Source organism: Paenibacillus sp. LHD-117 (assembly GCF_030929555.1).
GTDB lineage: Bacteria > Bacillota > Bacilli > Paenibacillales > Paenibacillaceae > Pristimantibacillus.
This window is the reverse complement of sequence record NZ_JAVFVT010000027.1, coordinates 25842-39124: the sequence shown is the minus strand read 5'-3', so window position 1 is coordinate 39124 and position 13283 is coordinate 25842. Positions and strand designations below refer to the sequence as shown.

At 51.7% G+C, this 13283-nt stretch carries 9 protein-coding genes; all 9 read left to right on the top strand.

Features of this window, described 5'->3' with window-relative positions; genetic code table 11:
• Window positions 1-193: 193 nt before the first annotated feature.
• A complete protein-coding gene (locus tag RB620_RS19975; protein WP_308097356.1) occupies window positions 194-1693 on the top strand; it encodes a glycoside hydrolase family 32 protein in 1500 nt (499 codons plus the stop codon).
• 26 nt (window positions 1694-1719) lie between these two features.
• Window positions 1720-3990 (top strand): GH32 C-terminal domain-containing protein, encoded by a 2271-nt coding sequence (locus RB620_RS19970; RefSeq protein ID WP_308097354.1) that lies wholly within the window; start codon window positions 1720-1722, stop codon window positions 3988-3990.
• 160 nt (window positions 3991-4150) lie between these two features.
• Complete coding sequence (tnpB, locus tag RB620_RS19965; protein WP_308097352.1) at window positions 4151-5239, top strand: IS200/IS605 family element RNA-guided endonuclease TnpB; 1089 nt, start codon at window positions 4151-4153, stop codon at window positions 5237-5239.
• Window positions 5240-5458: 219 nt separating this feature from the next.
• Complete coding sequence (locus RB620_RS19960) at window positions 5459-6343, top strand: ROK family protein (protein WP_308097350.1); 885 nt, start codon at window positions 5459-5461, stop codon at window positions 6341-6343.
• 198 nt (window positions 6344-6541) lie between these two features.
• Complete coding sequence (locus tag RB620_RS19955; protein WP_308097348.1) at window positions 6542-8491, top strand: stalk domain-containing protein; 1950 nt, start codon at window positions 6542-6544, stop codon at window positions 8489-8491.
• Window positions 8492-8664: 173 nt separating this feature from the next.
• Window positions 8665-9135 carry a GNAT family N-acetyltransferase gene (locus tag RB620_RS19950; RefSeq protein WP_308097346.1) on the top strand — a complete coding sequence of 157 codons (471 nt, stop codon included), beginning with the start codon at window positions 8665-8667 and terminating at the stop codon, window positions 9133-9135.
• Between the two features lie 97 nt (window positions 9136-9232).
• Window positions 9233-10168: a hypothetical protein gene (locus RB620_RS19945; protein ID WP_308097345.1), complete on the top strand. Its 936-nt coding sequence runs from the start codon at window positions 9233-9235 to the stop codon at window positions 10166-10168.
• A gap of 88 nt (window positions 10169-10256) precedes the next feature.
• Window positions 10257-12650 (top strand): polyprenyl synthetase family protein, encoded by a 2394-nt coding sequence (locus tag RB620_RS19940; RefSeq protein ID WP_308097343.1) that lies wholly within the window; start codon window positions 10257-10259, stop codon window positions 12648-12650.
• Between the two features lie 187 nt (window positions 12651-12837).
• The gene (locus tag RB620_RS19935) at window positions 12838-13263 is read left to right on the top strand and encodes a DMT family transporter (RefSeq protein ID WP_308097341.1); all 426 of its coding nucleotides are present in this window, start codon (window positions 12838-12840) and stop codon (window positions 13261-13263) included.
• Window positions 13264-13283 lie beyond the last annotated feature (20 nt).

The window sequence follows — 13283 nt, the reverse complement described above, 5'->3', positions numbered from 1 at the left end:
ACTTTTGATCACGATGTATACCATGAAGTTTATTCGACATCGAATCTTGAATTCAGCCGGACCTTCCGGTGCTCACGTAGCTTCCACTACGCTCCGCTCCTCAGTTCCTAGCTTCTTTCAATCTTCTCGGTGCTGAAAACCGGACTTTTTGAACATTTATTTTTTTTAGACAGATAAAAGGAGAGAGAAACCGATGAAGACGAATGCAATCCATCCGCTGCGACCGCAGTATCATTTTACCCCAGAAGCCAATTGGCTGAACGATCCAAACGGCATGGTTTATTTCGAAGGGGAGTACCACTTATTCTATCAGCATCATCCGGACAGCTCCGTATGGGGTCCGATGCATTGGGGCCATGCGGTCAGCAAGGATCTCGTGCATTGGGAGCATCTCCCGATCGCCCTGTATCCCGATCATAACGGAACGATCTTCTCCGGCAGCGCGGTTGTCGACAGCAACGACACGAGCGGGTTCTTCGGCGGGGAGCCGGGACTTGTAGCCGTCTATACACAGACGGAAATGATTCCGGGCTCGGATGCGTCCAAGCAGCGCCAAAGCATCGCATACAGCAAAGACAAAGGACGCACCTGGATTCCGTATCCGGGCAATCCGGTGCTTGAAGACGAACGTTATCCGGATTTCCGCGATCCCAAAGTGTTCTGGCACGAGCAGACGGAGCAGTGGATCATGGTGCTAGCAGCAGGCGACCGACTCTTCTTGTACCGCTCGCCCAATCTGATCGATTGGACGTTCGCCAGCGAATTCGGCGCGGAGGAAGGCTCTCACGATGGCGTTTGGGAATGTCCCGATCTGTTCGAGCTGCCGGTCGAAGGCGGCGACGGGGCTTCGAAGTGGGTACTGATCGTAAGCATCGGCGACAATCCTTCTTGTCCGGAAGGTTCGAGAACGCAATACTTTATCGGCGAATTCGACGGACTGTCGTTCACGAACGAGCATTCGGCAGACACCGTGCTTTGGCTGGATTACGGCCGGGACAACTATGCTGGCGTCACTTGGTCAGACGCGCCGGGAACCGAATCGGAGCGGCTGCTCATCGGCTGGATGAACAACTGGAAGTATGCTAACCAGATCCCGACGGTCGGCTGGCGCGGAGCGATGACGTTAACGCGCAAGTTAACGCTAAGACAGGAACGGGAGGGCGTTCGTCTAGTCCAGCAACTGGTTGACGCCATCCGTCAGCTGCGGTTATCCGGAAGCCAATGGAAGGACGAGCGCATTAACGAAAGTCGAGATCTTATCGTCGGCCAATGCGGAAGGCAATTGGAGCTTGAAGCGGAATTCGAGCTGGGAACGGCTGCGGAATTCGGAATCAAGCTGCATGCTGGCGGCGGGCAAACGGTTGTCGGTTACGACGTCCGAACCGGCCAGCTGTTTATCGACCGGACTGAGTCGGGCATCCTGGATTTCCATGCCGAGTTCGGCTGCAGGCACGGAGCGCCGCTAGAAGCGAAGGATCGCCTCATTAAACTTACTCTCTGGCTCGATCGTTCATCCCTCGAAGTGTTCGCAAATGACGGAGGTCTTGTCATGACCGACCAATTGTTCCCGCTTGAAGGCGAAGACGGACTCGAATTGTATGCGGTTGGCGGGGACGTTCATCTACGTTCGCTTCGCCTGTATCCGCTCCAATCCATCTACGCGACGGTTGCCGCCGAAGCGGCGCATGGTTAACGAGCTTGGAACCAAGGAGGCTTAGCATGGATAACGATACGAATAAACAAACGGACCGCGGTGGCCCGGTTGCGAATTGGACGTTCGACGAAGGTCGCGGTGACCGCGCAACGGACGTTGCAAGCGGAAGATCGGACGAAGTGTTTTACGCGCTGCGCCAAGGGAGATTCGGCGAACCATCGGAGCCACAGTGGCGACCGGGGGTATGCGGAGGCGCGCTGCTGTTCGACGGCTACTCCACATGGATCGCTCGAGCGGCGGAGGAGGCGCCCGTCTTGGGCGACGCTTTGACGATCTCGGCCTGGGTTGCGCCGCGATCCTACGAGTGGGGTGCGGATGGAAGGCTTTCGTCCATCGTAAACCAGCATAACCGCGAAGTGGCGGAAGGATACGCGTTCGGGATGTTCAGGCATGGTACCTGGTCGCTGCAGCTGGGGATTGGCGGACAATGGCATGAAATTTGGTGCCGCCATCTTCCGCTGGAGAAAGGGAAATGGTCCCATATCGTCGCAACGTTCGACCGGACGGAAGCGATGATGAAGCTGTATTTGAACGGGGAACAGGTTGCGGAACAGTCGACTCCGGCAGATACGCCGATCAGCATATGCTCGGGAGAGCTGTTGATTGGAAAAAACAATCAGGCGACGGTGCTCGCAGAAGCTTTCCGCCACAATATGTTCGACGGCTTGATGGACGATGTCGGAATTTACGACCGAGCCTTGTCCGCGGATGAAGTTCGCCATGTTTATCAAGACGCGCTGCGCCCGCATGGAGGCATTGCGCCGATCATTCCGCTTGCCGATATCCGGCTGGAAAGGGCTCCGTTATTAAGCGACCGCCATCGTCCGCAATACCATGCGAGTCCGCCTGTCCATTGGATGAACGAGCCGCATGCGCCGATCTATTTCGAAGGACTTTATCATCTGTTCTACCAGCATAACCCGCAAGGTCCCTATTGGGCACAAATCCATTGGGGCCATTGGGTAAGCGAAGACATGGTGCATTGGCGGGATCTGCCGATCGCTCTCGCTCCCGAGCGCGGAGCGGTAGACCCCGATGGCGTATGGTCTGGAAGTGCGGCCTACGATGAATTCGGCGTTCCTGCCCTATTCTTCACGGCAGGCGACGACAGCGCGAAGCCCAATCAGCGGGTAGGGCTTGCGAGAAGCCGATTCCGCGAGGATCGGGACGCCGACTTGACGAATTGGGTGAAACATCCGACGCCGCTGATCGTGCAGGAGGAAGGTCAAGGCATGTTCGGCGACTTTCGGGATCCGTTCGTATGGAAGGACGGCGATACGTGGTTCTTGCTGATCGGCTCAGGAACGGACGGGCAGGGCGGGTCCGTACTTGCTTATACATCCGGGAACATGATCGATTGGGAATATCAAGGTCCGTTTTACGTAAGCGACCCTTCCAAATATCCACACCTAGGCAATATGTGGGAGCTGCCCGTGCTGCTGCCGCTTGGCAAGGACGCAAACGATCGAGAGAAACATGTATTCCTTATCAGTCCGCTTGGACCTGGCGCCGATGTGGAGGTGTATTACTGGATCGGCGAGTTCGATCGCGAACGGGTTCGATTCGTTCCCGACCACGAAGAGCCGCAATTAATCGACGTCGGCGATTTTCATTTTACGGGTCCTAGCGGCATGGTCGATCCAAAGACCGGCCGGAACATTATTTTCACGATCGCGCAGGGGGAACGGACGCCGCAGCTCGACTACGATTCCGGCTGGGCTCACAATGCCGGATTGCCGGTGAGCATTTATTTGCGCCCGGATGGCCGTCTTGGCGTGGAGCCGATTCGGGAATTGGAATCGCTGCGCGGCAAGCAGCTTTGTTCGTTGCGTAATGAAACGTTGGAAGAGGCAAACCGGGTTCTCGCGGAAGTCCATGGCGATATGCTCGAAATCCGGATCGAAATCGAGAAGTCGGAATCGGAGGAGCGAATTGGCTTATGGGTTCGTCAATCTCCTTCGCGAGAAGAAGAAACGCTGATTTATTATGACCGCGGCAATTCCGAGTTAGGCGTCGACCGGGAGAAAACGACGTTATCCGAGGAAGAGCGCACGCGCGGCGTGCAATCGGGAACTATCGACCTATTGGGCGAGCCGCTTCGTCTGCATGTGTACTTGGACCGATCCATGATCGAAGCCTATGCAAACGGGTTAAAAAGCTTGACCACCCGGGCCTATCCGAGCCGACCCGATTCCCTCGGTTTGCAACTTATGGGCGACAATCAAATGGGCATTCGTTCATTGGAGATATGGACAATGGAATCGATTTTATCATAAACACTGAGAATAGTCCTGTCTCTAAGCTACCTCACTCATGAAGTGAGGGTGTAGGTAAGGGATGAAACGGGAATTTTGTTGGTGGCTAAACAGGAACGTATGTGCTATTATTGGGTGAGTTGACAAATTACCCTCTCTTAGCGAGGTGATGAATCAAACGATGCTTCAGCATAAAGCATTCAAATTTCGCATCTACCCTAATCATGAACAAGCCGTACAGTTGCGCAAAACATTGGGCTGCTGTCGCTTTGTGTTTAACCATCTCCTGGCGAAATGGAATCACACCTATCAGGATACAGGCAAAGGTTTGTCTTACAGCACCTGTGCATCGCAGCTTCCTGCTATGAAGCGTGAGTGGACTTGGTTGAAAGAAGTGGACAGCATCGCCCTGCAGTCGGCTGTGCGAAACTTAGCTGACGGATTTCAGCGTTTCATCAATAAGCAAAATGAGTCACCTCGCTTCAAGAGTCGCAAGCATCTTGTACACAGCTACACGACTCGGTATACGAATGGAAACATTGCCGTGAAGGGAGATCGTTTGCAGCTTCCCAAGCTGGGATGGATGCCCTATGCCAAGTCCAGAGAGATCGAAGGCCGGATCCTATCGGCTACAGTACGACTTGCCCCAAGCGGCAAATGGTTTGTATCGGTAGTGTGCGAGGTAGACATCCTGCCCCTTCCCTTAACCGACGGGATTCTTGGCATTGACGTGGGCATCAAGCAGCTTGCTGTGACTTCGGAAGGTCTTGCCATGGATAATCCAAGATATACGTTGCGGTATGAACGGTTGCTCGCGAAGTGGCAACGCATCCTGGCGAGAAGAAAGCAAGGCGGAAGTAACTGGTCCATGGCGAAGAGAAAAGTAGCCCAAATCCATGAGCGGATTCGAAACAGTCGATTAGATGTCATTCATAAGCAGACCACGAGATGGATTCGTGAAAACCAAACGATCTGTATCGAGGACTTACGCATTGCCAACATGATGAAGAATCGCCACCTCGTCAAGCACATTGCGGATGCTTCCTGGGGTGAAATGAGTCGACAACTGCATTACAAGGCTAATTGGTATGGCCGAGTGATTAAGGAGACACCAACGTTTGCCCCAACGAGCCAAACCTGTCACGTCTGCGGGAACAAACAAGCAGAGGTGAAAGATTTGAGCATTCGCGTATGGAAGTGTTCATCCTGTCAAACGGTACATGACCGAGATAGGAATGCAGCACAGAACATAAAAGCCATGGCGTTGTAACAAAGAAAAAAACTGTGGGAACCACAGGGATCGCTTGGTGTACGATGTTTTCGTTAGAAAATATCGATATAACTTTGCTCCATGAGAAGCAACGACCCAAGAATCCCCCACCTCTTAGGTGGCGGGAGTGTTCAAGGCTAGATTAGAAGAGGAAAACCGGGCTGTCCTTATGGGGCAGCCCTTAAACACGATCATCGCAGAGAAGGAGATCGATCACACATGAGAATCGGAGCCATCGAAGGCGGCGGCACGAAATTCGTATGCGGCATCGGGAATGAACAAGGCGTTATCGAGGACCGCATCAGCTTCCCGACCGAACAGCCAGAGAAAGTAATGGAGCAAATCATTTCGTATTTCAAAGATAAGGGCGTGCAGGCCATTGGCAACGGAACCTTCGGTCCGATCGACATCGATCCGGCAAGTCAGACTTACGGCTACGTCACGACGACGCCGAAACCCGGCTGGTCCGGTTATCCATTCGTCGAAACCCTCAAGCAGGCATTCGATATTCCATTCGGCTGGGATACGGACGTAAACGCCGCGGCATACGGGGAAGCGGTATGGGGCGCGGCGAAAGGACTCGATAGCTGCGTCTATTTCACGATCGGGACGGGCATCGGCGTCGGCGTCTTTTCGGAAGGCAAGCTTGTTCACGGCCTTGTTCATCCGGAAGGCGGCCATTTGCTGCCAAGGCGTCATCCGGAGGATCGTTTCGAAGGAAGCTGTCCTTACCATGGCGATTGTTTGGAAGGTTTGGCGGCGGGTCCGGCTATCGAGAAACGATGGGGGATCAAGGGAAGCGAGCTTGCAGAGGATCATCCCGCCTGGGCCATGGAAGCCTATTATGTCGGGCAGGCCGTCACGTCGACGATCCTCCTGCTTTCGCCGAAACGCGTGGTGCTCGGGGGAGGAGTCATGCACCAGAAGCAGCTGCTGCCGATGATCCGAGCTGAAGTGACCCGCAATCTGAATGGCTACGTAAGCGCAGCTCCTTTACTTAACGACATTAATGAATATATCGTACCGCCTGGCTTAGGAGAAAATGCAGCATTATGCGGATCGCTTGCGCTTGGACTCGAAGCATGGAAATCCGTAAATGATTAATGAGATTAATGATTAAGTTGATTAAATGACTTAAGCAACAAACAAATGAATGATTAAATGATTGGAGCCGCGATATTCGCGGCTTTTTTTGTTGAAAAAGGTCAATTGAACTGGCGAAGTTTGGAAGGATTTTCGACGCGAATCGCGTATTTAATGAAAGTGATACCAACTATTACTCGTTCGGAAGGTGGAAGTTGTTTGATCAATCGACTAGGCAAGTTCATGATTGCATGCGCAATCGCAGCGGGTACTCTCGCATGGAGCGCCCCGAGCACGACACACGCTTTATTCAAAACCGCATTAGACAAAGGATTGGAAGCGGAAATCCGGGAAGAGCTTGCCTTGCCTAGCAAAGAGCCCGTCACGGAAGACGAAGTGGCGATTCTGACTAGCCTTCTGATCGACAATGGCGAGAACGTCAAAACTTTGCAAGGCCTGGAAGAAGCGTTGTTCCTTCATTCCGTCATTATTTACGGGAGCCATAAAAATCTCGACATTTCAGCGCTTAAGACTGTTCGGGAATTGTCGATGCTCGCAATCGACCGCAGCGGTCTGAGCGAGGAAGGAAAGAGCGTCGTCGATCAGTTAGAGAAAGATGGCGTCAATATCGTAAAGATGGATCCGGATTTAGTTAACCAGCATCCGGAGACGATTCGAGTGTTCATCGATGGCGAGCAAATGTATTTCCCTGTGAGTCCAGCTAATGTCAATGGTTCAACAATGGTCCCGTTCCGACCGCTCTTCGAGAAATTCGGTCTGCAGGTCGGATGGGACCAGGCGACCAAGAAGGTTACAGGCACAAAAGAAAAATTGAAGATCGAGCTCACCATTAACAGCAAAACCGCTACGGTCGGCGGAAGGACGTTGACGCTTGCCGCCGCGCCTACGCTGATGTCTGGCAATACGATGGTGCCGCTTCGTTTCATCGGCGAAGCGACAGGCCGAAGAGTGTTATGGGACGGAGAGACGAGATCGGTGTATATCGACAGCACGGTCACGTCGTATAACTTCGACTATTTGTATTCGAATCATACGATCTATGAAGGGGATAAACTGAACGGCGTTCCTCACGGCATAGGGACCTTGCTGTACAGAGGCAAAGTTTTCTACGAAGGCAGCTTCAAAAACGGGGTTATCGAAGGGACCGGCATCATGTATGACCTTGAAGACCGAAACTCGTATTACGAAGGCGAGTTCAAGAACAACCGGTTCCATGGCACGGGCAAAAACGTGTACAGCGACGGTTCCTATTATGAAGGTACTTTTGTCGATGGCATGCGCGAAGGCAGCGGCAAATGGCTGTACGCCGACGATTCTCTCGCATATGTCGGCGATTTCAGCGGCGACGCGCTGCATGGCGAAGGAACGATATACTTTGACGATCGCACTTATTACAAAGGCTCCTTCTATCGCGGTAAGCTCCAAGGGCAAGGAAAAGCTTACACAGACGGTAAGATGAATTACGAAGGTGAATGGTTAAACGGAAATCGTTATCGCGGCAAAAGTTATTTCGAAGGAAAATTAAACTATGAAGGATTCTTCGTGGATAATCAAGCCCATGGTTATGGAACGGTGTACTTGGATAACGGAAAAAAAGATTACAGGGGTCAATTCAAAGACAATAACATAATCGGTGTCGGCATTTTTTATTTGGAAGACGGCTCGCGTTATATCGGAGAGGTTTACAACGGATTTATGGACGGTTTTGGTTTTATTAAACAAAAAGATGGTAAAACGATCACTCAAATCGGCTATTGGGATGAAGATGAATTTATCGGCGAGGAAGAACCAACCGTTACTGACGATTCCAATATCAAGCTGCTTTCCCGAAATGCGGGTTATAGCTTTGTTGACGGAATTTATCAGAATAATTATGACCTGGACAGAAACGAAGCGATGATGTTCATCCAGCTGTCGTCGCAGGAGGACGTCAAACTGTTCAACAGCTTGTCGAAGGAAGCGAAAGCCAAGTTCATCAACAGCTACGTCCAAGATCGCTTTGGCGACGTGCTGGGCGTCGACCACTGTTATACGTACGTGATGTACGACGAAGACGTCTACGCGGAAGCGACCATCTCTTACGAGCTTGCCGACAGCGCCGTAGTCGTCAAGGAATACCCGAAGGGCAACGGTACGATTAACGAATAGTCATGCAGCAATGAATCTATGATTGTCAATCGGTCCTTCATCGTCCGCCACGGATGAGGCAGGACCGATTTTGTTTTGCCGTTGCTGCTTGACTTCCTCATTGACGCCTCCCATGAAGTTTGTTACGGTTGATGAACATGAATGCCAGATTACGTTAAAAGGGAAGTCGGTATATGCTTTCGAATCTCCTTCAATTGAGACTCATTGACAAATTGCATGATGAAGTTCCTTATGAATTGCTTCTTCTTGCAGATCCATCCAGAGAAATGATCGACGATTATATCGCGCGTGGTCGTTGTTACGTCGCATACTTGCATGATGATGCGATCGGCCAGTTCGTTCTGATTGCTACCCATCCCAAAACCTATGAAATCGTCAATATAGCCGTTCACGAAAACCATCAAGGCAAGGGGTTCGGCACAAAACTCGTATTGGCCGCGATCGACGAAGCCAGAAATCTCGGAGCCAGAACGATTGAAATCGGAACGGGCAATTCCAGTCTTCCGCAATTAGCCCTTTATCAAAAATGCGGCTTTCGCATAGCGGGAATCGATCATGATTTTTTCGTTCGGCATTACGAAGAAGCCATCGTCGAGAACGGCATCCCTTGCAAGGATATGATTAGACTGAAGCTGGATTTGTAATTTTTTCCGAGCGCGCTTCAAAAACGGACACCTGCTATCGAATCGTAGGCGGTCCTTTTTTCAATCCTGGCGATTTTATCGAAGGAGAATGAATGCCATGGACAACTCCTATTCTACGGCCGATCTTGAAAAAATCCTCAAAAAGCTAGGGACAGACAACCTAATCGCTTTATTGTCCGAAAGACTCACTGGCAGCGAACTGAATACGCTTCTTCTAAACGTATTTCGGGAAAAAACAAAATTGTCATCACCCAGCGACTTGCTCAAAAGATACCGGGAGAATCGTTTCGTGCATCCCGCACAGGTAGAACCGATTATCCTCAAACGATTGGAAATCGATCTCCTTCAGATCGCTAAGGATAATGGCGTTACGCCTATTCAATTGTCGCCCGTCGCGCCGCTCGGCAGCAGTTCGGTCATCGGCATGGTCGATCAGAATAAAGTCATTTCCGCGCTTCGGGGTACCGAAGTCGTACCGGATGCAACAAACCTTCTCGCTCTGCACATTGCGAAGCTGCTTAAAGATCGGAAAGACACTCGAGATGATCTCTTGCGTTTTTGTACGACGCATAGACATGTTCGCGCCCAATTTTTCGGACAATCGCCAGGCATGCTGCCTCACTTTCACTTGTTCTGCATGGTAACTTCCGGCGTGGACCGAGGATCATACGGCTTCGAAATCCAATCTCTAAAGGAACATCTTCGCGTGTACCAGCTCCAGTTCCAATCCCTATTTCAATCGAAGATTGAAGTCATCCTCAGTGAACGAAGCGGTTATACCGACAGCAGCGGGTTCCTCGGGAGAGTCGCGGATGATTTGCATTCGAATCATATTGCCGTAAGCATCGGGGCTCCGAATACGGAGAATCGTTACTATAAAGGACTGCAGTTTACGATCAAAACGACTATCGAGGGCAAGGAACATGCGATTGGCGATGGCGGTTTCGTCGACTGGACGCAACAATTGACCGGTAATAAGAAAGAAAGGCTGCTGATTAGCGCCATCGGAATGGACCGGCTCATCATCAACTGATCCTGTAACCCAAAACGATCCGTCACGTATACACAACTAATTCAAAACGAAGAAGTCATTAAATTGCAGAGTTGAGGGAATCCATTCTATGAGTAATGTTATGACGTCCGATTATGCCGATCTATGGTACCGTAAGGCCGAGCTGAGGGCAGCGAGCTATTTGGCCGCGCTTCAAGCTGGCGTCAAGGATAAAACCTACGTGCCCATCTTAGCGGCAGACATACAAGCTTGGAAAAAAAATCATATCAAACGCCGATCGTGGCTTTCCATTCTCTCCAGAACCCCGGCAAAACCCGATCTTAAGGATTACAGCCGGTATTTGCGCTGGCAGAAGCAAACGGGCAACCTGGACGATTATTTGGACCGCAGCGTGACGTATATGTACATGAGGGATTTGGGGAAAGACTTGGCCGCGCCCGATACTTCGAACAAGATCAAAAACCTGGTCTCGTTTATCAAAAATCATTTGATCCAATCCGCGACATCGGGATCGGACACCGGAAAACAGCCGGATTATATGAGCTTGGCCGGTCTGTACCGATGGGCGCAAAAGGAAGGCATCGAAACCGCCATGATCTGGGCTATCGACAAACTTAGATCCGTATCCGCTCAGATCCCGGTCGAGATGAACGCCGAACATGCCGTACGTAAATTGATCAAAATCATCATCGGCGTTACGATGCATGTGTTGGACGACATGGACGATACGGTCTCGCCTGCGGAACGATCCCGCAGACTGGACGAAGCGATCCGGTTAGGTTATTCGTACGGATTAACCTACCCGTTCATCGACGATCTGCTGGACTCGGGCGTGCTCCAAGAAACGGAGAAAGAACAATATTCTGGCATGATTCGCCATACGCTTCTCCATGGATCCGTGCCGGATGTGAAGGAATGGACGGGTACGAACATCGCGCTCATTCAGTTCGTGCATGCAGAGCTCCGGGAAGCTTTCGAAACAATCAAACGTTATCAAAGTCCGGAAACGTTACCCGCGTTTTACGAGCAAACTTATGTTTTCTTCGAATCCCAGGACATGGACCGCGCCAAAAATCTTGCCTATGACGGCTATTCCAACGAAGAGTTGTTTCTGCCCATTATTATCAAATCGTCTTCCTCCAGACTGATCGTCCGATCCGTCATCGGTGCTGCGGCAGACGAGACTTTCGATGAACGCACGTTTTATTACGGCATCTATAATCAGCTTGCCGACGATTTCGCCGATATGCACGACGACATGAAGGACGGAGCGGTTACGCCGTACACCTATTATTTGAAATATCATGCCGAGCGGAGCGATCTCGTCAATCCGTACGAGATGTATTGGGCCGTCATCGCTCACCTGATTCATCATGTTTACCGGTCGAATGCCAAGGCGCGGGAGGTCATCCTGGACCGGGCGATCAACGGATTAAAGCGGTTCAAGGCACGCGCCGGGGCGGAGAAGTATGCCGAAATTATGGGCCTGTTCGCTTCCGGTCATCCGGAATTCGCCAGCCTGATCGAACAGATGGTTCGGAAAGCGGACCGTGTCGATTTCTTCGACAAGCTGCTCAGGGACCAATTGGTGACCGTGCTTCGGAACAATCGCAGTGAGAAAGAAACGTTCGCCGAAACAGTAAGGACGGTACGCAAGCAGATCAACGACCTGCTGCCGATCTCCAAGGATGGCGTCGTCCCGCTTCTGAACGAATCCTTGATCGATGCGTCCAATTACAGCCTCGAAGGCTCAGGCAAGAGGATTCGGCCCGTCGTCGCTTGGGTCATGTGCGTCAACGAATACGGAATGAGCGCCGGATCAATCGCGCCGCTTCTGAGATCGCTCGAATACATGCACACCGCGTCCCTGATCTTCGACGATCTTCCGTCGCAGGATAATGCTTCGACCCGAAGGGGCCGCCCGACGCTCCACCGCATTCACGACAGCGCGACCGCGGAATTAACCGGGTTGTTCATGATTCAGAAGGCGATCGAAGAACAGTCTTCCCTAACCGCATTCGACCCGAAGACGGTGCTGAATCTAATTCAATATTCTTCGCGGAAGGCAGCCGACATGTGCAGGGGGCAGGAGATGGATTTGCGCGCCAGAGGCCAAGCGCTGACGGTCGAGCAATTGAATACGCTTTGTTACTACAAGACCGGCATCGCGTTCGAGGCGTCGCTCGTCATGCCCGCGATTCTGGCGAAGGCGGAAGAGAAGGAAATCGCGACTTTGACGAAATACGCATACCATGCGGGCATCGCCTTCCAGATCAAGGACGATCTGCTGGACGCGGAAGGCAACACGGCCGTGCTCGGCAAACCCGCAGGTCAGGACATCGGCAACAAAACCTCGACTTTCGTTACGCTATACGGGAAAGACGGCGCCGCCATGGAAATGTGGGAACACTTCTGCCTTGCAACGGAAGCGTTAAACGAGCTGCCGCGCAATTCCGTTTTCCTGAAAAATCTCTTGCATTATTTGATCGGCAGAGAATCGTAAAGAAACGAACATCTGTACGGACTAGATTGACGCAGCACGACGTTTGGCTGGCCGTTCATGAGAACGGCTTGCCAACCGCGTGCTGCTTTTTTCATTCGTTTTCGGAGTTTGGGACATATGTCCTTTCCCAATCGCCGATACTTCATTAAAGTAGAGAAAGAATCGACGACGAGGAGGAGTAGAACGGATGAAGGGCATCCTATACGCGTGTCTAGGCGGCGCCTTCTTGACCTTGCAGAGCGCTGCAAATGCGGTCATCGGCGAGAAAATCGGAACGTGGCAGGCTGCCGCGTTGACCCAGGGAACAGGATTTGCCGCAGCCTTGCTGATCGTTTGGCTGTCCGGCGACAAATCTTGGCGAAATTTGAAAAAAGCGAACCCGGCCTTTCTATTCGGCGGCGCATTCGCCGCGTTTGTCTTGTACAGCAACATTACGGCTTTTCATCAGATCGGCGCGGCTTTGACGGTATCGGCGATCTTGATCGCCCAAATCGCAGTAACGATCCTGCTGGAGAAGTTCGGCTGGTTCGGCAAGAAGCCGCTTCGATTGGGACCGGCGCAATGGGTCGGCGTTTCTTTGATGCTGTTAGGCATCCTGTGTTTATCGTTCTGAATAATATCTTATCATTTGGG